We start from the raw sequence: 19,363 nt of genomic DNA, 5'->3' as shown, positions 1-19,363 counted from the left end.
AGCACGTCCCCATGAAGCGTCGTATCCGTTTTCGCGACCTGCACGGCATCGTGTTGCTGGACAAGCCGTTGGGGCTGAGCTCCAACGAGGCCTTGCAGGTCGTTCGCAAAGGTATTTTCCGGGCGGAGAAGGGCGGCCACACGGGCGCACTCGACCCGCTGGCCACCGGCCTGTTGCCACTGTGCTTCGGTGAGGCCACCAAGCTTGCCGGCATGCTGCTGGGCTCGCGCAAGGCTTATCTGGCCGAGTGCAAGCTGGGTGCTACCACTAGTACGGCTGATCTCGAGGGCGAGATCGTGCTGGAACGACCCGTGCCCGTGCTCTCGGACGCGGCTATTGAGGCCGCGCTGGTCAATTTGCGTGGACGCATCACCCAGGTGCCGCCGGCTTATTCGGCCATCAAGCGGGATGGTGAGCGGCTTTACGTCAAGGCGCGACGTGGCGAGGCGGTCGAGGTGCCCGCGCGCGAAGTGGATGTGTATCGGCTGGATATGCTCTCCCGCTCGGACGATAGCCTGACCCTCTATGTCGAATGCGGTTCCGGCACCTACGTGCGTAGCCTGGCCGTGGACCTGGGCGAAAACCTGGGTTGCGGAGCTCATCTGACGGCCCTGCGCCGCCTGTGGGTGGAGCCGTTCAGGGAGCCGGCCATGGTGACGGTCGAGCAGCTTCAGGCAGCAGCAGAGCGGGGTGATGATGCCCTGCTGGCGTTGTTGTTGCCGGTGTCGGCCGGGCTGGAGGGCTTGCCAGCGTTGAGGTTGGACGCGGAACAGACCCTGGCCGTCTCACAGGGTCAGCAGATTCCGCTTGATCCTTCGATGAGCGGGCAGGTTGCAGTGTTCGCCGAGGATGGTCGCCTGCTGGTTCTGGGCGAGGCGGGGGGCGGAAAGCTGCACATCGTGCGGGGTTTCAATCTACCCTCGACCGTCCAGCTTCGCAGTTGACCATGACGGTCTTGTTGTCATAGGGCTCCGGTCGCTACAATACGGAGCTTGTTCCAAACTTTTCATTCATCTAGGCGAAGCTTGCGCAACGTCATCGCGTGACGTTGCGCAAGCTTCGCACCCGTTTTTTTAGGAAGAATCACATGTCCCTTACCGCAGAACAGACCGGCAAGATCATCGCTGACTTCGGCCGCGTGCCGAACGATACGGGTTCGCCGGAAGTGCAGGTCGCCCTGCTGTCGGCTCGCATCGACCACCTCACCGGCCACTTCAAAGAGCACAAGCAGGATCACCATTCCCGCCGTGGTCTGCTGAAGCTGGTCAACCAGCGCAAGCGTCTGCTGGCGTACCTGAAGGATCGTGACCTGGCTCGTTACCAGGGCCTCATCGAGCGCCTCGGCCTCCGTCGCTAAGGTTGATGTTTTGCGTTCATCCGTGAGCGCAAAAGTCAAAAAGCGGTCATTCATGGCCGCACTTCCCAATTCAGGAAAAGACAGTGGCGAAAGTAACCAAGTCATTCCAGTTCGGTAATCACGAAGTCACACTGGAGACGGGCGAAATCGCCCGCCAGGCTTCCGGTGCCGTCATGGTCAGCATGGGCGGCACCGTCGTGCTGGTCACCGTGGTGGCTAATGCCAAGGCGAAGGAAGGTCAGGACTTCTTCCCGCTCACGGTCGATTACGTCGAGAAGTTCTACTCCGCGGGTCGTATCCCGGGTGGCTTCTTCAAGCGTGAAGGCCGTCCGACCGAGAAGGAGACGCTCACCTCGCGTCTGATCGACCGTCCGGTGCGTCCGCTCTTCCCGGAAGAGTTCAAGAACGAAGTGCAGGTCATCGCGCAGGTCGTCTCGCTGAACCCGGAGGTCGACGGTGACATCCCGGCTATGCTGGGCGCCTCCGCTGCATTGAGCCTCGCCGGTATCCCGTTCAAGGGTCCGATCGGCGCTGCCCGCGTCGGTTACGCCAACGGCAAGTACCTGCTGAACCCGACTGCCACCGAGCTGAAGACCTCCGAGCTCGACCTGGTCGTCGCCGGCACGTCGAATGCCGTGCTGATGGTGGAATCCGAAGCCAAGCTGCTGTCCGAGGAAGTGATGCTCGGCGCCGTGGTGTTCGGTCACCAGCAGCTGCAGGTGGCCGTCCGCGCCATCGCCGAGCTGGCCACCGAGGCGGCTCGTCCGTCCATGGCATGGTCCGCTCCGGCCCGCAACGAGTCGCTGATCGCCGCTCTCACCGGTGCCGTCGGCAACCAGTTGGAAACCGCCTTCCAGGTGCGTGACAAGCTGCAGCGCCGCGACGCCATCGCCGCCATCAAGAGCGACGTGCTCGCTTCGCTGGCCGCCGATGTCGAAGCCAAGGGCTGGGACAAGGCTGAGCTGTCGAAGGAATTCGCCGAGCTCGAATACCGCACCATGCGCGATGGCGTCCTCAAGACGAAGATCCGCATCGACGGTCGCAACCTGGACGACGTTCGCCCGATCACCATCCGCGTCGGCGTGCTGCCGCGTACCCATGGCTCGGCACTGTTCACCCGTGGCGAAACCCAGGCGCTGGTCGTGACCACGCTGGGCACCACCCGCGATGCACAGATCATCGATGCGCCGGAAGGCGAGTCGAAGGATCCGTTCCTGTTCCATTACAACTTCCCGCCGTTCTCGGTGGGCGAGGCTGGTCGCTTCGGCGCGCCGAAGCGTCGCGAAATCGGCCACGGCCGTCTCGCAAAGCGCGGCGTGCAGGCTGTCAAGCCGAGCATCGAAGAATTCCCGTACGTGGTGCGCGTGGTCTCGGAAATCACCGAGTCCAACGGTTCCTCGTCGATGGCTTCGGTGTGCGGTTCGTCGCTGGCCATGATGGATGCGGGCGTTCCGCTGAAGTCGCCGGTTGCCGGTATCGCCATGGGCCTAGTCAAGGAAGGTGGCGACTTCGTGGTGCTGTCGGACATCCTGGGTGACGAAGATCACCTCGGCGACATGGACTTCAAGGTGGCCGGTAGTGCCGATGGCATTTCTGCGCTGCAGATGGACATCAAGATCGACGGCATCACCGAAGAGATCATGAAGGTGGCGCTGGAGCAGGCCAAGCGTGGTCGTCTGCACATCCTCGGCGAAATGGCCAAGGTGATCAGCACCGCCCGCACCGAGATGAGCGAGTTCGCCCCGCGCCTGCTCACCATCAAGATCCACCCGGACAAGATCCGCGAAGTGATCGGCAAGGGTGGCGCAACCATCCGTTCGATCACGGAAGAGACCGGTACCACCATCGACATCAGCGATGACGGCACCGTCATCATCGCCTCGGTCAACCGCGAAGCGGCCAACGCTGCCAAGGCGCGTATCGAGCAGATCGTCTCCGACGTCGAGCCGGGTCGCATCTACGAAGGCAAGGTTGCCAAGCTGATGGACTTCGGCGCGTTCGTGACCATCATGCCGGGCAAGGATGGCTTGGTGCACGTCTCGCAGATCTCCAGCGAGCGCGTGGAGAAGGTCTCCGACAAGCTGAAGGAAGGCGATATCGTCAAGGTCAAGGTGCTCGAAGTGGACAAGCAGGGCCGTATCCGCCTGTCCATGAAGGCCGTGACCGAGGACGAGGGCGCTGGCGCCTAAGTCGTCGCTTCAACGCTTTGACAAAGGCCCGGCGAAAGCCGGGCTTTTGTTTTTGAGGCCCGCATAACTGGCAGCTGATGCTGCGTCGCAATATCGCCGATTATTCGCTGAGGACTAATACGCTTTTTGCGTCTCCTGCAACAGGCTTTTGCTAGGATGGCTGGAGCATCATGAGGAAGCGGGCATGGCTGAGCAGGCGAATGATTTTCTGAAGGATTACCAGACGATGGCGCAGCAATCGTGGGATGCCTGGACTCGTTACCTGCAGCAACATAGCGCCCCATCAAATCCCTTCGGGGGTGGCGCGTCACCCTTCGGTTCCTCTGGTGCTGGCGACGACTTCATGGCGCGTAGCATGGCCGCCCTCAAGGGTTACGGCGATTGGCTCCAGGGCGCAGCGAGCAGCGGCTTGGGGCAAGGTCCGGCGGCCGATTGGCAGCAATCGCTGCAGAATCTGTTTTCCAACTTGGGCGGGCAACCGTTCGCGAACGCTTTCGCTAACATCGATAGCGAGGCCGCAAAAAGTTTCGGGCAGCTGTGGCAGTCGTGGTTCCAGGCCAATCCTTCGGGCGTGCCCGGCATGAAGTTCGATGTCGAACACTTCGCTGCGTTCGGTTACACGCGTGAACGCCAGCGCCTGCAGCAGGCACTGACGACCGCCATGCAGAACTACACGGAATGGGCTGGCAAGTACCAGACCCTCATTCAGCGCGCCAATACCGAAGGCTTCGAGCGGCTGCAGGGCAAGCTCGCCGATTTGACCGATTCGTCCAAACAGATCGAATCACTCAAGGCGCTTTACGATTTGTGGGTGGACGCGGCGGAAGAGGCTTACGGGCAAATTGCCTTGTCCGAAGAATTCCGCCATGCCTATGGCGAAATGGTGAACGCACAGGGCCGCGTGCGTCAGTTGCAACAGTCGCAGCTTGATGCGTGGTGTCGTGATCTAGGGTTGCCTACGCGCAGCGAGGTCACCGCCCTGGGCAAGCGCGTGCACGAACTGCGTCGCGAGGTGCGCGAGCAGCGTGGCACGCAGGGCAACGAAGAAATCGCCATTCTTCGTGCCGAAGTGGCGGCGCTGAAGCGGCAGCTCGCTGACAAACCGCAGCCGGCGAAGCCAGTCGAGAAGAAGATACCGTCGCGTAGCGGCAAGCGCGCAACGGATGAAGTAGTCGCCGTGCGCCGCCCCAAGGCAGCCCCGGCCGTCGCCGCCCGCAAATCCGTCGCTCGCGGCGTCAAGCGCAAGTAAGGAGTTCTCATGTATCCACCGCTTCGCCTCGACCCGGCTGCGTTGATGGGCGAGATTTCCGCTTTCCAGCGCAAGCTGACGGCGGGCATGGACAACCTCAAGCATCAGCGCGAGCCCGAGTATGCGAATACGCCGCGCGAGCTGGTGTATCGCGAGGACAAGCTGTCAGTCTGGCGCATGAAGGGGCAGGGCAGGCCGACGGCGAAAACGCCGACGCTGATCGTCTACGCGCTGGTCAATACAGTGTGGATGACGGATCTGCAGGAGGACCGCTCCATGGTCCGCAACCTGCTCGAACAGGGCGAAGACATCTACCTGCTCGACTGGGGCTATCCCGACGCAGTCGATCGCTGGCTGACCCTGGACGATTACATCAACGGTTATCTCGACCGTTGCGTGGATGCGGTGCGCAAAGCTGCGAGCGTTGACGCGATCAACCTGCTTGGCATCTGCCAGGGCGGCACGTTCTCGCTCTGCTATACCGCGACGCATGGCGAGAAGGTCAGAAACCTTATCACCATGGTGACGCCGGTGGATTTTCAGACGCCGGACAACATGCTGTCGAGCTGGTCGCGGCAAATGAACGTCGACCTGTTCGTCGACACCATGGGCAATATCCCTGCCGAATTGCTCAATTGGGTTTATCTCACCTTGAAGCCGGTTCGTTTGAACCAACAGAAATACGTGGGCCTGGTCGACATCCTCGACAATCCGAAGGAGCTGCAGAACTTCCTGCGCATGGAGCGCTGGATCTTCGATTCGCCGGATCAGGCGGGCGAAGCTTTCCGCGAGTTCATCAAGGAGTTCTACCAGCAGAACAAGCTGATCAAGGGCGAGTTGATCATCGGCGGTAAGCCGGTGGATCTAGGCATGATCACGCAGCCGGTGCTGAATATCTTCGCCGAGCAGGATCACCTGGTTCCGCCCGATGCCTCGCGCGCGCTGGGTCGTCATGTCGGCACCACCGACTACACGCAGCTGGCCTTCAAGGGCGGGCACATCGGCATCTACGTATCGAGCCGCGCCCAGCGCGAGGTGCCGCCGGCTATCCACCAATGGCTTAGTACGCGAAACTGAGCCCTCTACGCGACCATCAGGGCAGGGGCATGGAAAAACGTCTGCATCGATCGCTCACGGACAGGAAGATCGCCGGTGTCTGCGGCGGTGTCGCCGAGTACCTTGGCTGGGACTCAACGCTGGTTCGGCTGCTGTGGGTTGTCCTTACCCTGCTGGGTGGCTCTGGCGTACTGATCTACATCGTGTTGTGGATCGTGATGCCCGAAGGCGCCTGATCATACGGCTGGCGCATCGTTGCGCCGCCGCCTTTTCTTTCATCGCATCAACCAAAGTTGTTCTATGGACTACGACCGTTACGACCGCATCCGTGCCGTGCAATGGCAGGGTGATCATCTCCGCTTGCTAGATCAGCGCCTGCTCCCGCAGGAGGAACGCTGGATCGACTGCACCAATGCTGCCCAGGTCACGCAGGCCATCAAGGATCTCGCCGTGCGCGGCGCGCCGGCCATCGGCATTGCCGCTGCCTGGGGCGTGGCATTGGCCGCAAAGCAGGGTGAGGCGCTGGAATCGGCGCTCGCCATGCTTCGGGCGGCGCGACCCACCGCGGTCAACTTGATGTGGGCATTGGATCGCATGAAGGCGCGCATCGCCGCAGGCGCCGATGCCGTCGCGCTAGAGCGCGAAGCTCAGGCGATCCAGGACGAAGACCTTGCCGCTAACCGCCATATGGGTGAGCTCGGCGCGGGACTTATCGCTCCACAATCGGGCGTGCTGACCCACTGCAACACGGGCTCGCTCGCCACCGCTGGTTTTGGCACGGCGCTTGGCGTGATCCGCGCAGGCGTGGCCAGCGGCCGCATCGAGCAGGTGTATGCCGGTGAGACGCGTCCTTGGCAGCAGGGTGCACGCCTCACCATGTGGGAGCTGGTGCGCGATGGCATTCCTGCCAAGCTCATCGCCGACTCCGCAGCCTCGCACCTGATGCGTTCTGGCGAGGTGCAATGGGTGATCGTGGGGGCGGATCGCATTGCCGCGAACGGTGACACCGCCAACAAGATTGGCACCTACCAGCTCGCCATCGCGGCACGCCACCACGGCGTGAAGTTTATGGTCGTAGCGCCATCGTCCACAGTCGATATGGCAACGGCGTCGGGGGCAGACATCGAGATTGAGCTGCGTGACCCGGCGGAACTGCTGGCGGTGGCGGGTCGCCGAGTCGTGGTGGAGGGCGCAGAAGCCTGGAATCCTGTGTTTGATGTGACACCTGCTGAGCTGATCGATGCGATCGTCACCGAGCGCGGCGTCATCGAGCGCCCGACCGCACAGGCCATGCAAGCCCTGTTTGGTTCATGAAGCTCTCGCGACAGTTCTTTCTCTTCATGATCGGCGGCGTGATCGGCTTCGTGGTCGACGCCGGCATCGCGCAGGCATTGGTCACGTGGGGCGACTGGAGTGCGTACTACTCGCGTCTGGTCTCCATTCCGTTGGCTGCCACGGTCACGTGGTGGTGGAACCGCCGGCAGACGTTTGCCAGCCATGAAAGCGGGCGGGGATTGTTCTCCGAGTGGCTGCACTGGATGGCGCTGATGGGCGTGGGAGCGGTGGTGAATTACGGCACCTACGTCGTTCTGTTGATCGTGTTTCCGGCGCTGCACCGGTGGCCCGCCATCGCCACGGCCGGGGGCTCTGTCGTCGCCGCAGTGTTCAATTTTTCGACAGCCCGCCTGATGCTTTTCAAGGACGCCAAAACGTCCGCGTAAACCATTGATTGATATGGTGAAAATTCTGTGAATCCCACGCCAGACGTGGTACACTTCACAGGTTGTTTCCAGGCTGCCCGCGCCTACGTTTCAGGGGAGCGCGCAGGGGCCGTTTTTCTTAGATCAGGGAAGCCGATTGATGGCAGAACTCGCCAAAGAAGTCATTCGCGTCAACATCGAAGACGAGATGCGTCAGAGCTACCTCGATTACGCCATGAGCGTGATCGTGGGACGCGCCCTTCCAGATGTTCGCGATGGCTTGAAGCCAGTGCATCGCCGCGTTCTGTTCGCCATGAACGAACTCGGCAATGCATGGAACAAGCCCTATAAGAAATCGGCCCGCGTGGTCGGTGACGTCATCGGTAAATACCACCCGCACGGCGATTCGTCCGTTTACGACGCCATCGTGCGCATGGCGCAGCCGTTCTCGCTGCGCTACATGCTGGTCGATGGTCAGGGTAACTTCGGTTCGGTTGACGGCGATAACGCCGCCGCCATGCGATACACCGAAGTGCGCATGTCGCGCCTCACGCAGGAACTGCTCGCCGACATCGACAAAGACACCGTCGACTTCGGCCCCAACTACGACGAAAGCGAACACGAGCCGCTGGTGCTGCCCACCCGCGTGCCGAACCTGTTGATCAACGGTTCGGCAGGTATTGCGGTGGGCATGGCCACCAACGTGCCGCCGCACAACCTCACTGAAGTTGTGTCAGCCGTTATTGCCCTGATCGACGAACCGTCGCTGTCGATCGAAGACTTGATGCACTACATCCCTGGTCCGGATTTCCCGACCGCGGGCATCATCAACGGCTCGTCGGGCATCATCGAGGCGTATCGCACCGGTCGTGGTCGCATCTTGGTGCGTGCGCGCACCGAGATCGAAACCGAATCCAACGGTCGCGAGACGATCCTCGTCCACGAGCTGCCATATCAGGTGAACAAGGCTCGCCTGATCGAAAAGATCGCCGAGCTGGTCAAGGAAAAGAAGCTCGAAGGCATCAGCGAACTGCGCGATGAGTCCGACAAGGATGGCATGCGCGTGGTCATCGAAATCCGTCGCGATTCGATGGCCGATGTGGTGTTGAACAACCTGTTCCAGCAGACGCAGTTGCAGGTGACGTTCGGCATCAACATGGTCGCCCTGTTGGACGGCCAGCCGCGTCTGTTGAACCTCAAGGACATCCTCGAGGCATTCATCCGTCATCGCCGCGAAGTGGTGACGCGCCGTACCATCTTCGATCTGCGCAAGGCTCGTGCTCGCGCGCACATCCTGGAAGGCCTTACGGTCGCGCTCGCCAACATCGACGAGATGATCGAGCTGATCCGCACTTCGCCGTCGCCGCAGGAAGCACGTGAGCGCATGCTCGCCCGCAAGTGGGCACCGGGCATGGTGTCCGCGCTGCTTGCTGCATCCGGTGCCGAAGCGTCGCGTCCGGAAGACATGGATCCGCGTGATGGCCTGAAGGCCGACGGTTACCAGCTGTCCGAAGTGCAGGCTCAGGAAATCCTGCAGATGCGCTTGCATCGCCTTACTGGCCTCGAACAGGACAAGCTGTCGGACGAATATCGCCAGGTGCTCGAGACCATTCGTGGCCTCATCGAGATCCTGGAAGATCCAGCACGTCTGCTCTCTGTGATCCGCGATGAGTTGATTGCGGTGAAGGACGAGTTTGGCGATGAGCGTCGCACCGAGATCCAGCACTCGCAGGAAGATCTCAACGTTCTCGACCTGATCGCACCGGAAGACGTCGTGGTCACGCTGTCGCACACCGGTTACGTGAAGCGCCAGCCGGCCAGCACGTATCGTGCGCAGCGTCGTGGCGGTAAGGGCCGTTCGGCGTCCGCGCTGAAGGACGAGGATTTCGTCGAACAGCTGTGGGTGGTCAACACCCATGACACGCTGCTCACTTTCACCAGCACCGGTCGCGTCTACTGGCTCAACGTGTACCAGATGCCGGAATCGGGCCCCAACGCACGTGGCAAGCCGATGGTGAACCTGCTGCCGCTGGGCCAGGGCGAGAAGGTGCAGGCTGTGCTGCCGGTGCGCGAATACACCGAAGACCAGTTTGTGTTTTTCGCCACCAAGCAGGGCACGGTGAAGAAGACGCCGCTGACCGAATTCGCCTTCCAGTTGCAGAAGGGCAAGATCGCCATCAACCTCGACGAGGGCGATGCGCTGGTCAACGTCGCGCTAACCGACGGCAACAGTGATGTGCTGTTGTTCGCATCGAATGGCAAGACGGTGCGCTTCGATGAGTCGGAAGTGCGTTCGATGGGCCGTACGGCCACCGGCGTGCGCGGCATGAAGCTGGCTGAAGGAGCCGAAGTGGTTTCGCTGATCGTGGCGGCCGAGGGCGACATCCTCACCGCGACTCAGCGTGGCTACGGCAAGCGCACCATGCTCGACGAGTTCCCGAAGAAGGGGCGTGGCACGCAAGGCGTCATCGGCATTCAGTGCTCTGAGCGCAATGGCACGCTGGTCGCTGCGATTCAAGCCAACGAAGTCCACGAGCTGATGCTGATCTCCGACCAGGGCACGCTGGTGCGTACCCGCGTGGCCGAAGTCTCGCAGCTCAGCCGCAACACGCAGGGTGTGACGCTGATTCGCCTGCCGTCTGACGAGAAGCTAGTGAGCGTGGTCCGTCTCGATGCGGAGGTGGAGAACGGTGAAGGCGAGGGCGAAGAAGGCCCGGTCGACACTGCTCCGGAGACGCCCGCCAGCGGCGATTGATCGCCCGTCATCAGTACTGAAAGAAACCCGGCACAGGCCGGGTTTCTTTTTGCCCCAAGTCAGCCGGGCGTGACCTCGATGGCGTCGACGCGGGAGCCGTAGAACGCCAGATGGTCCTTGATGGCAACAACCGCATCGTAGGGATGTTCATACGTCCATACGGCATTTGTGCCGCGCTCGCCGGCCGACGGAATGCTGTAGTACGAGCAATCGCCCTTGTAGGGGCAGTAGGTATGGTGGTCCGTACGTTCCAGCAGGGTCATGTCCACATCCTTGCGCGGTATGTAGTGCACCACGGGATAGGACGCTTCCTTCAGGCTCAGCGAGGCGCGGGTGTCGGCCACCACGCTCCCGTCGACACGCACGACGATGTGGTCGGTACTCGGCGTTACCGTGATCGGATGGTCGGGTCCAGGAATACGCTGCTCTTTTGTACTCATGTCGATGACTCCCGTTGGCGTATGCCGAGAGCGCGAACCTTACGCGCTATCGTGGCAAGGAACGGTGGAGAACACTCTTTCACGGTATGAAGCCGACGGTTTGCCATAGCGGTGCGGGCTCGTATACGGCACCACCTGCGATGGTCTTGTCCACTTTTCGGGTGTTGTGGATGTCAGCGAGCGGATCGCCGTCGAGCAACACCATGTCGGCGCGCTTGCCGACGGTGATCGTGCCAAGCTCTTTGTCCAGCCCCATGAAGCGTGCGGGCACACTCGTCGCGGCCTGTAGTGCCTCCATCGGAGTGAAGCCCGCCTGCACATAGATCTCCAGCTCTCGGTGGAGCGAGTACCCGGGAATGGCCTGGTCCGTGCCCGCCACGATTTGCAGGCCTTGCCGATGCAGTTCACGCAGCACGGTGAACATGTCCTTGTAGTACTCGCTTGCCCGGGCCGCGCGCTCTGGGGGAACCCCGGGGGCGTCTAGCGCCGTCGCAAGCGACGGCGGCAAATGCGTCACGCCGGGCTCAAGGCTGGACAACGGCGTGGTGCCGGGGTGCATCCAGATTTCGTACAGCGCGATCGTGTCGTCGAACACGGTGTGGTGCTGCTTATAGAGGGCCAACTCATCGGTTGCCTTGGCGTTGCTCAGATCCAGTGGCGGCAGCGGTTTGTCTGGTGCCACGTCGATGAAGCCACGCGTGACGAAATCGATGTGATTGATGCTGTCGTAGCCCGCCTTGACCACTTCCGGCGCTGTCATGCCAAAGGGCACATGGCCGGTGACCGTCATGCCGAGTCGATGCGCTTCTGCCGCAATGACTGGCACCAGTTCGGGCTTCATGCTGCTGTAGATCTTGATCTGGCGGGCGCCCACCTGTTTGTAGCGCTGCACAACGGCGATAGCCTCGGCGGGCGTATCTGCCGTGACGGCACCCAGCGTCTTGGGGCCCGTGCTGTCCACCAGGCCGGCGATGAGAATCCGCGGGCCGATGCCGTGCCCCAGGTCCAGCGCGTCACGCACGGACGTGATGAAGTCGAACTCGTTGCCGCAGTCGCGCACCGTGGTGACGCCTGACGCGAGATATACCGGGCCCCATTCCACCTGCTCGTAGTGAGCATGCATATCCCACAGGCCAGGGATGAGGAATTTGCCCGACCCGTCGAGCACGCTGTACCCCGTGAGGGACGCGGGTGTCTGCTTCTGGTCAGGCAAGATGCGTGCGATGACGCCATCATCCACGAGCACCGTGGCATCTCGGCGTGGCGGGGCGCCCGTGCCGTCGATCAAGGTGACATGGGTAATCGCCAATCGTTTTGCGGGAGGTCTGCGCGCGTTGGCGCCCAAGCGCGCGAGCGATGCCAGACTGTCGTTGGCGGCGCGCTGGATGAAGGCGCCTAGGGCTGGCTCGTACGATTGGCGCACGGCCTCGAAGTGGTCTTCTTCCGCATCGCGGGTGACCAGCGCGATGAGCTTGCCGTCGTCGTCCATCCACAGCGTTTCCGAGCCCCATGCCAGGCCAGTCACTTCATAGCCGTGCAAGGTCGTGGAACGCCCCGCCACGTTGACTTGCAGGTCCGTCGTGGGCGTCACATGGATGGGCTCGCCGGGCGGCGCGTCGATGCGTGCCGGCTTGCCTTTGGCCAGCCAGAACCGCATCAGCATCTGCTGCATGGCCACCGGCGAATAGCCGTCCATCAGAAAGGTGTGCTCGTTCGCGGCGAACGTCTTGTGTTCATCGCCGCGTTTAAGCCCGATCTGTTGCTGCGTGGCGTTGAGCGTGAACTCGTCGTGCAATTCCGAGAAGCGCGAGGATTTCCCCTCGGTCTTCAGCGACAGAGGATGGGCATCGTCCTTCGCCTGATAGACGGTCTTCAGCGGCACGGCGGTGCCACGATCGGTGAACTTGAAATCGGAAGTGAGTGTTTGTTGTCCGGCATCGCGATGGATCGCGTAGCGCTCCTCGCCAATGGCTCGGGCGAACTTGTGCAGGACGAAAGTACCCTGTTCATCGGGTACCGCAACTTGTGCGTGGGAGGCCTGCACAAGAAACAGTGGGGCGAGAAGACCAAGGGAGCGGAGGAACGCTTGCTGCATAGGAACTCCACGGCATGAAAGGCGGTTGGAGCACGACAACGTGAAGCGAACGAACGGTGACTGGCAGGAAAGGCGGTGCGTGACGTCGGATGATGCGCGGTGGCGCATCATCCCGTCAGGCCCATTAGTTGGGGATCTGTTCCAGCATGGCTTCAGCCATCGAGACGCGGAACTCGCCCGGTGCTTCGACCTGCAATTGCTTCACCACGCCGTTTTCGGCGTACAGCGCAAAGCGCCTGGCGCGTAGGCCCATGCCGTAGTTGCTGCCATCCAGGTCCAGTCCCAGGGCCTTGGTGAAGTTGCCGTTGCCGTCCGCGAGCATCAGCAGTTCCGGCGGAACGTTCTGGGAAGCCGCCCAAGCCTGCATGACGTAGGCATCGTTCACTGCCAGGCACATCACGTCGACGCCGCGCTCCTTGAACTGGACAAACTGCTGCACGTAGCCGGGCAGGTGTCGGTTGGAGCAGGTGGGGGTGAAGGCACCGGGCACCGCGAACAGCACCACCTTCCGGTTTGCGAAAAGGGCGCCGGTCTGGGCCTGTTCGATGCCGTTGCCAACAACGCGGATTTCGACGTCGGGCAGGGTGTCGCCGACCTGGATGCTCATGAAAGTCGTGCCTGTGAGGTAGGAGAGCAGCGATCCTAGCGCCAGTGGTGGTCATTGTCGCCTTGAATCACGCGGTTTTCGCACCCATTTGGCTGACCATAGAGAGGGTGGCAACGCGTTGCCACGCATCACCCATACAAGTCGGGCGACCTTAACGACAGGCAGGTGGGGCACCATGATTCCCGCCTCGCCAGTACGGGCGGGGAGATTGCCGGGGAGTGGCTGTGGAATTCAAAGACTATTACGACATTCTTGGCGTCAAGCCGGAGGCCAGCGAGACCGAAATTAAGTCCGCTTACCGCAAGCTGGCCAAGAAATACCATCCTGACCGCAACAAAGAGGCGGGTGCGGAGGAGAAATTCAAGGCAATCAACGAAGCCAACGAAGTGCTTCGCGATACCGAAAAGCGGCGCTCGTACGACGAACTACGCGCCGGCGGTTACCGCGGCGGCGAACAGTTCCGGCCGCCACCGGGCTGGGGACAGGGTCACGGTCACGATTTCGGCGGCGATGGCGGCGGTGACTTCAGCGATTTCTTCGAGAGTCTGTTTGGGCGTGGCGCGGCCCCCGGTCATCGTGGGCCGCCGCGTGCGCGCCGTGGCGGCGACGTGCACGCACACGTACAGATCGACCTGCAGACAGCTTTCGACGGTGGTAAGACCCGCCTGGCTCTGCAGGACGGTAGTGGCGGCGAGCGCGTGCTGGAGGTAAAGATTCCGGCGGGCATCCAGCCGGGCCAGGTCATCCGCCTGGCAGGGCAGGGCCATAGCGGCTCAGGCGGTGCACCCAACGGTGATCTACTGCTGGAAGTGGGCATCCGTGACGATGCGCGTTTCCGCCTGGACGGTCGCAACGTGTTGCACGTGCTGCCCATCGCGCCGTGGGAAGCCGCCCTGGGCGCGACGCTGCCGGTGCCGACGCTTGCTGGCGCAGTGGATCTGCGCATTCCAGCGGGCTCGCAATCGGGCCGCAAGCTTCGCCTGAAGGGGCGCGGGCTGCCGGGGGCGCATCCGGGCGATCAGCTGGTAGAGCTGTCCATCCGTGCACCACTAGCGGATACCGACGGCCAGAAGAAAGCCTACGAGGCCTTGCGCGAGCAGTTCGGCGACTACGATCCTCGCCGCTGAGCGAACGCATGCAACGAAAAACGGCGCCAAACGGCGCCGTTTTTCGTTGCAATGAAACTGCGCCTCAAACGGGCAGCAATTCCTTCAGCGTGGTGACCAGCTCGTCTTCCCGGATCGGCTTGGTGACGTAGGCCTTCGCGCCCTGGCGCAGGCCCCACACTTTGTCGGTTTCCTGGTCTTTCGTTGTCACCAGCACGACCGGAATGTGCTGCGTGTCCGGGTCTTTGCTGATGGTGCGGGTCGCCTGGAAACCGTTGAGGTTCGGCATAACCACGTCCATCAGGATCAGGTCGGGGCGTTCGCGCCTCGCCGCTTCGACACCGGCAGCGCCATCCTCGGCGGTCAGCGCTTCATGCCCGAGCTTTTCGACGATGCGCTTGATGCCCAACAGCTGAGACGGCGAATCGTCGACGATCAGGATGCGTGCCATAAGGTGGAGTTCCCCTTGTTGTTTCGTTGGATTCTATGACGTGGCCGCGATGCTTCCAAGTTGAGCGAACGCTCAGCTTGCGCCACCTATACGTACCACGGTACGACCAAACGATTCACCGGCCAACATGCGCGAAAACACGTCAGGCAATTGCTCCATGGTGACTTCGCGGGTGGCGATGCGCTCAAGATGTTGCGGCTTCCAGTCCCCGGAGAGGCGCTCCCACACCCGGTCGCGGATGTCGCGGGCGGTGCCTGAGGACGCGATGCCGAGCAGGCTGGCGCCACGGATGATGAAAGGCATGACCGTGGTTTCCAGGCCGATGCCACCTGCATTGCCGCAGATAGCGACATTGCCGTAGGGCGCAACGAGTGGCAGCAGCCCGGCCAGCATGGCGCCGCCAACGTTATCCAGCGCGCCGCCAAAGCGCGCTGAATCCATCGGTTTGCCGCTGAAGGAGAGCTGGTGGCGGTCGATGCATTCGGCCGCGCCCAGGTCGCGCAGGAAGTCGAAGTGCGAGGCCTTGCCGCTGATGGCGTGCACGGCATAGCCGGCGCGCGTGAAGATGTCGATAGCCAGCATGCCCACGCCGCCGGTAGCGCCCGTCACCGCAATGGGGCCATGGGCAGGCGTTTGACGATTGTCTTCCATGCGCAGCAGCGCGAGCGCGGCCGTAAAGCCGGCCGTACCGATGACCATGCCGTCGCGCAGGCTCAGCCCCTTGGGCAGGCGGATGGTCCAGGCCGAGGGCAGTCGCACGTACTCGCCGTAGCCGCCGTCGCGCGTTTCGGACAAGCCGCTGCCAGTGCACAGCACCGCATCGCCTTCCTTGTAGGCCGGATCGGTGGAGGCCACGACGGTGCCAGCGACGTCGATGCCGCCGTTGAGCGGGTACTGGCGGAGGATCTTGCCTTTACCGGTTCCGGCGAGCGCGTCTTTGTAGTTAACGGAGGAATAGGCGACCTGGACTAGTACTTCGCCGGGGCTCAGTGCATCCGCGTCGATGGTTTCCAGCGCGCCGCGATAGCCGGCGTCGTCGTTATGGATGCGGAAAGCGCGAAAGGCGCTCGGTGTACTCATGGCCAATCTCTTTATCGTTGCGCGTGAAACCGGAGGATCAGGCTTCGACGCTGCTGCGGTCGATCCATTTGGGCATGTAGGAGCCCTGGTAGTGCTCCATCCAGTCGAACAGCTGCTGCATGTCCTGACCAAACCATACACTCTCACGCTGCTCGGGGCGCACGAAACGTTCCGCCACCATGTGATCCATCATGGCGCTCAGCTGCGCGTAGTAGCCGCGCACGTCCAGGAAGGCGCAGGGGTAGCGGTGCAACCCGAGTTGCGCCCAGGTAAGCATCTCGAACATCTCGTCCATGGTGCCAAAGCCGCCGGGGAGGGCGACGAAAGCATCTGACAATTCGAACATGCGGGTCTTGCGCTGGTGCATGGTTTCCACGACTACCAGCTCGGTCAGGCCGGCGTGTGCCACTTCCAGATCCACTAGTTGGCGCGGGATGACGCCGATCACCTTGCCGCCGCCAGCAACGACCGCATCGGCCACCGTACCCATCAGGCCGACCTTGCCGCCGCCATAGACCAGGGCGATGCCGCGCCGCGCCATTTCGGCGCCAAAGGCACGCGCCTGCTCGACGTATTCGGGATGGCCGCCGCTGCTGGAGCCGCAATAGACGCAAAGGGAAGTGGGTTGGGGCATGGGACCGACTTGAGCAGGAAGAAAATGTTCGCCATCCGGTTTTGGCTGGACGAGTCCAGTCGGGTGACGTGATAGGGGATGCCGAAAAACGAACGGCCCGCTCATGTTGCCACGAGCGGGCCGGGATTCCGTGTCGCCGACCATGCAAGGCCGGCGCGGCGTCCTTAGTTGCCCTTGTGGATGGCGCGCTTGTCCACCGACAGAGCGGCTTCGTGCACGGCTTCCGACAGCGTCGGGTGCGCGTGGACGATGCGGGCCAGGTCTTCGGAGGAGCCCTTGAACTCCATCGCGACCACGCACTCGGCGATCAGCTCGGATACGCCCGGGCCAACCATGTGCACACCCAGGATACGGTCGGTTTCCGCATGGGCAATCATCTTCACCTGACCGATGGCTTCGTTCATGGCCACGGCGCGGCCGATGGCGGCGAACGGGAAGGTGCCGACCTTGTAGGGGACGCCTTCTTCCTTCAGCTGCTTCTCGGTCTTGCCTGCCCACGCGATTTCCGGCTCGGTGTAAATCACCCACGGCACGGTATCGAGGTTGATGTGGCCCGCCTTGCCGGCGATCCACTCGGCCACGGCCACGCCTTCCTCTGAACCCTTGTGCGCCAGCATCGGGCCGCGCACAGCGTCGCCGATGGCCCACACGCCGTTCACGCCGGTGTGGTTGTGTTCGTCGACCACGATGCGACCGCGCTCGTCCAGCTTCACGCCGGTATCGTTGGCCAGCAGACCGTCGGTGTAGGCGCGGCGACCCACGGCGACCAGCAGCTTGTCGACCACCAGGTCATGCGGGCCGTCCTTGTCCTCATAGGTCAGGGCGACTTCGTTGCCCTTCACTTCGGCCTTGGTCAGCTTGGCGCTGAGCTTGATGTTCAAGCCCATCTTGGCGAATTCCTTCGCGGCGATCTTGGCGATGTCGGCATCGGCCACGCTGAGGAAATCCGGCAGCGCTTCCAGCACGGTCACGTCCGAGCCCAGGCGCTTCCACACGCTGCCAAGTTCCAGACCGATCACGCCAGCGCCGATCACGCCCAGGCGCTTCGGCACATCGGTGAAGTCCAGCGCGCCGGCGTTGTCGACGATGAACTTGTTGTCGAACTTCGCGAACGGCAGTTCGATCGGCACTGAGCCGGAAGCGAGGATCACATTGGTAGCGCTGATGGTCTGCTTGGAACCATCGTTGCCGGTGATCTCGACCTCATTGTCCTTGAGCAGCTTGCCGGTACCGAAGAACGCGGTGACCTTGTTGGCCTTGAACAGCTGGCCGATGCCGCCGGTGAACTGCTTGACGATCTTGTCCTTGCGGCCAATGAACGTATTCAGGTCCACCTTGGCGCCGTCCACCGTAATGCCGTGCACCGGCAGATTGTGAGCGATGTTGTAGAACTGCTTGGACGAATCCAACAGCGCCTTGGACGGGATGCAACCCACGTTGAGGCAGGTGCCGCCAAGCGCCTGCTTGCCGTCCTTGCCTACAAAGGCGTCGATGCAGGCGGTCTTCAGGCCCAGCTGCGCGGCGCGGATCGCGGCCACATAGCCGGCGGGGCCGGCGCCGATGACGATGACGTCGAATTTTTCGCTCATGGTTTTTCCTTAGCTGTGGCGCGCTGGGGAAGCACGTCACTTATGAAGCGGGATATGTGTGCGGCGAGCGCGGATTCAACATCAACGCTCGCCGCCAGAGCTCCGTGCCTGATTTTGCTTCTTGGTCAGAGACCAAGAAGCATGCGCTGCGGGTTCTCGAGCTGGTTCTTGATATCGACCAGGAACAGCACCGCGTCCTTGCCATCGATGATGCGATGGTCATAGGACAGCGCCAGATACATCATCGGGGCGGCGATCACCTGACCGTTCTCGACGATGGCGCGCTCCTTGATGGCGTGCATGCCCAGGATGGCGCTCTGCGGCGGGTTCACGATCGGGGTCGACAGCAGCGAACCGAAGGTGCCGCCGTTGGTGATGGTGAACGTGCCGCCCTGCAGATCGTCCAGGCCCAGCTTGCCGTCGCGCGCCTTCTTGGCGTAATCGACGATGCCGCGCTCGACGTCGGCGAAGCTCATGTCCTGCACGTCACGCAGCACCGGCGTCACGAGGCCCTTGTCGGTGGACACGGCGATCGAGATGTCCTGGTAGCCGTGATAAACGATGTCGTTACCATCGACCGAGGCATTGACCAGCGGGTGACGCTTCAGCGCTTCGGCGGCGGCCTTCACGAAGAAGCTCATGAAGCCGAGCTTCACGCCGTTGGCCTTCTCGAACGACTCACCCAGCGCTTTGCGCATCTTCACCACTTCGGCCAAGTTCACTTCATTGAACGAGGTGAGCATGGCGATGGAGTTCTTCGACTGCATCAGGCGCTCGGCGATGCGGGCGCGCATGCGGGTCATCGGCACGCGCTCTTCCGGACGCGAACCCGGGGTCGGCTTGGCGGCCGGCGCAGCGGCTGCCGGAGCGGCGCCACCCTTGCCAACGTTGAGCAGGTCTTCCTTGGTCACGCGGCCATCGCGGCCGGTACCGGCAACCTTGGATGCGTCGATGTTCTGCTCGGTGGCCACACGCAGGCCGGCCGGGGACAGGTCGGCGTTGCCAGCCTTGGTGGCAGCCGGAGCAGCAGCGGCCGGAGCCGGCGCAGCTGCAGC

Annotated in this window: 18 protein-coding genes; 10 read left to right on the top strand and 8 right to left on the bottom strand. The window is 62.4% G+C overall.

The genetic code is table 11. The annotated features are described in order from the left end of the window. Positions 1-11: 11 nt before the first annotated feature. From truB to gyrA, 9 genes are all read left to right on the top strand, one after another. Positions 12-944, top strand: coding sequence for a tRNA pseudouridine(55) synthase TruB (gene truB, locus DyAD56_RS17885; protein ID WP_102304157.1), 933 nt, complete (start codon positions 12-14; stop codon positions 942-944). Between the two features lie 143 nt (positions 945-1,087). Beyond that, positions 1,088-1,357: a 30S ribosomal protein S15 gene (gene rpsO / locus DyAD56_RS17880; RefSeq protein ID WP_102304155.1), complete on the top strand. Its 270-nt coding sequence runs from the start codon at positions 1,088-1,090 to the stop codon at positions 1,355-1,357. An 83-nt stretch (positions 1,358-1,440) separates the two neighbouring features. Then, a complete protein-coding gene (gene pnp / locus DyAD56_RS17875; RefSeq protein WP_102304154.1) occupies positions 1,441-3,546 on the top strand; it encodes a polyribonucleotide nucleotidyltransferase in 2,106 nt (701 codons plus the stop codon). 184 nt (positions 3,547-3,730) lie between these two features. Beyond that, on the top strand, positions 3,731-4,795 hold the full coding sequence (locus tag DyAD56_RS17870) for a poly(R)-hydroxyalkanoic acid synthase subunit PhaE (RefSeq protein WP_102304152.1): 1,065 nt from the start codon (positions 3,731-3,733) through the stop codon (positions 4,793-4,795). Positions 4,796-4,804: 9 nt separating this feature from the next. Next, a complete protein-coding gene (phaC, locus tag DyAD56_RS17865) occupies positions 4,805-5,872 on the top strand; it encodes a class III poly(R)-hydroxyalkanoic acid synthase subunit PhaC (protein ID WP_102304151.1) in 1,068 nt (355 codons plus the stop codon). Positions 5,873-5,901: 29 nt separating this feature from the next. After that, the gene (locus tag DyAD56_RS17860; protein WP_102304149.1) at positions 5,902-6,087 is read left to right on the top strand and encodes a PspC domain-containing protein; all 186 of its coding nucleotides are present in this window, start codon (positions 5,902-5,904) and stop codon (positions 6,085-6,087) included. Between the two features lie 46 nt (positions 6,088-6,133). Beyond that, the gene (mtnA, locus tag DyAD56_RS17855) at positions 6,134-7,165 is read left to right on the top strand and encodes an S-methyl-5-thioribose-1-phosphate isomerase (protein ID WP_102304310.1); all 1,032 of its coding nucleotides are present in this window, start codon (positions 6,134-6,136) and stop codon (positions 7,163-7,165) included. Continuing rightward, positions 7,162-7,572 (top strand): GtrA family protein, encoded by a 411-nt coding sequence (locus tag DyAD56_RS17850; RefSeq protein ID WP_102304148.1) that lies wholly within the window; start codon positions 7,162-7,164, stop codon positions 7,570-7,572. The genes mtnA and DyAD56_RS17850 overlap by 4 nt, the downstream gene beginning before the upstream one ends. Positions 7,573-7,711: 139 nt before the next feature. Beyond that, positions 7,712-10,306 carry a DNA gyrase subunit A gene (gyrA, locus tag DyAD56_RS17845; RefSeq protein ID WP_102304146.1) on the top strand — a complete coding sequence of 865 codons (2,595 nt, stop codon included), beginning with the start codon at positions 7,712-7,714 and terminating at the stop codon, positions 10,304-10,306. A 59-nt stretch (positions 10,307-10,365) separates the two neighbouring features. Here gyrA and DyAD56_RS17840 read toward each other — a convergent pair whose 3' ends face one another. The 3 genes from DyAD56_RS17840 to DyAD56_RS17830 form a co-directional block, all read right to left on the bottom strand. Then, positions 10,366-10,746 (bottom strand): DUF427 domain-containing protein, encoded by a 381-nt coding sequence (locus DyAD56_RS17840; protein ID WP_102304145.1) that lies wholly within the window; start codon positions 10,744-10,746, stop codon positions 10,366-10,368. 79 nt (positions 10,747-10,825) lie between these two features. Then, positions 10,826-12,841 (bottom strand): amidohydrolase family protein, encoded by a 2,016-nt coding sequence (locus DyAD56_RS17835; RefSeq protein WP_158241381.1) that lies wholly within the window; start codon positions 12,839-12,841, stop codon positions 10,826-10,828. A 124-nt stretch (positions 12,842-12,965) separates the two neighbouring features. Next, entirely contained in the window at positions 12,966-13,448 is a 483-nt protein-coding gene (locus DyAD56_RS17830; protein ID WP_102304142.1) for a peroxiredoxin, read from the bottom strand. A gap of 224 nt (positions 13,449-13,672) precedes the next feature. Here DyAD56_RS17830 and DyAD56_RS17825 point away from each other — a divergent pair, with 224 nt between their 5' ends. Further along, on the top strand, positions 13,673-14,575 hold the full coding sequence (locus DyAD56_RS17825; protein ID WP_102304141.1) for a DnaJ C-terminal domain-containing protein: 903 nt from the start codon (positions 13,673-13,675) through the stop codon (positions 14,573-14,575). Positions 14,576-14,639: 64 nt separating this feature from the next. Here the strand turns inward: DyAD56_RS17825 and pilH are convergent, their stop codons facing one another. The 5 genes from pilH to odhB all read right to left on the bottom strand — a co-directional run. Next, positions 14,640-15,005 (bottom strand): twitching motility response regulator PilH, encoded by a 366-nt coding sequence (pilH, locus tag DyAD56_RS17820; RefSeq protein ID WP_102304140.1) that lies wholly within the window; start codon positions 15,003-15,005, stop codon positions 14,640-14,642. Positions 15,006-15,077: 72 nt separating this feature from the next. After that, positions 15,078-16,085, bottom strand: coding sequence for an oxidoreductase (locus tag DyAD56_RS17815; RefSeq protein ID WP_102304139.1), 1,008 nt, complete (start codon positions 16,083-16,085; stop codon positions 15,078-15,080). A 37-nt stretch (positions 16,086-16,122) separates the two neighbouring features. Next, a complete protein-coding gene (locus DyAD56_RS17810; protein ID WP_102304138.1) occupies positions 16,123-16,719 on the bottom strand; it encodes a TIGR00730 family Rossman fold protein in 597 nt (198 codons plus the stop codon). Positions 16,720-16,883: 164 nt separating this feature from the next. After that, complete coding sequence (lpdA, locus tag DyAD56_RS17805; RefSeq protein WP_102304137.1) at positions 16,884-18,308, bottom strand: dihydrolipoyl dehydrogenase; 1,425 nt, start codon at positions 18,306-18,308, stop codon at positions 16,884-16,886. Positions 18,309-18,433: 125 nt separating this feature from the next. Then, positions 18,434-19,363: 2-oxoglutarate dehydrogenase complex dihydrolipoyllysine-residue succinyltransferase (gene odhB / locus DyAD56_RS17800; protein WP_102304136.1), on the bottom strand; the 930-nt coding region annotated here is incomplete at its 5' end.

The sequence above is a fragment of the Dyella sp. AD56 genome, from assembly GCF_002878475.1.
Classification (GTDB): Bacteria; Pseudomonadota; Gammaproteobacteria; order Xanthomonadales; family Rhodanobacteraceae; genus Dyella.
The sequence above is the reverse complement of the archived record's forward strand: the minus strand, read 5'-3'. Positions and strand labels throughout refer to the sequence as shown.

Bases quoted from the DNA above. Each gene is read 5' to 3' on its own strand.
- rpsO (WP_102304155.1), top strand. From the start codon at position 1,088: ATGTCCCTTACCGCAGAACAGACCGGCAAGATCATCGCTGACTTCGGC.
- DyAD56_RS17840 (WP_102304145.1), bottom strand. From the start codon at position 10,746: ATGAGTACAAAAGAGCAGCGTATTCCTGGACCCGACCATCCGATCACG.
- DyAD56_RS17850 (WP_102304148.1), top strand. From the start codon at position 7,162: ATGAAGCTCTCGCGACAGTTCTTTCTCTTCATGATCGGCGGCGTGATC.
- DyAD56_RS17860 (WP_102304149.1), top strand. From the start codon at position 5,902: ATGGAAAAACGTCTGCATCGATCGCTCACGGACAGGAAGATCGCCGGT.
- DyAD56_RS17815 (WP_102304139.1), bottom strand. From the start codon at position 16,085: ATGAGTACACCGAGCGCCTTTCGCGCTTTCCGCATCCATAACGACGAC.
- DyAD56_RS17835 (WP_158241381.1), bottom strand. From the start codon at position 12,841: ATGCAGCAAGCGTTCCTCCGCTCCCTTGGTCTTCTCGCCCCACTGTTT.
- phaC (WP_102304151.1), top strand. From the start codon at position 4,805: ATGTATCCACCGCTTCGCCTCGACCCGGCTGCGTTGATGGGCGAGATT.
- DyAD56_RS17830 (WP_102304142.1), bottom strand. From the start codon at position 13,448: ATGAGCATCCAGGTCGGCGACACCCTGCCCGACGTCGAAATCCGCGTT.
- gyrA (WP_102304146.1), top strand. From the start codon at position 7,712: ATGGCAGAACTCGCCAAAGAAGTCATTCGCGTCAACATCGAAGACGAG.
- truB (WP_102304157.1), top strand. From the start codon at position 12: ATGAAGCGTCGTATCCGTTTTCGCGACCTGCACGGCATCGTGTTGCTG.
- lpdA (WP_102304137.1), bottom strand. From the start codon at position 18,308: ATGAGCGAAAAATTCGACGTCATCGTCATCGGCGCCGGCCCCGCCGGC.
- pilH (WP_102304140.1), bottom strand. From the start codon at position 15,005: ATGGCACGCATCCTGATCGTCGACGATTCGCCGTCTCAGCTGTTGGGC.
- DyAD56_RS17810 (WP_102304138.1), bottom strand. From the start codon at position 16,719: ATGCCCCAACCCACTTCCCTTTGCGTCTATTGCGGCTCCAGCAGCGGC.
- DyAD56_RS17870 (WP_102304152.1), top strand. From the start codon at position 3,731: ATGGCTGAGCAGGCGAATGATTTTCTGAAGGATTACCAGACGATGGCG.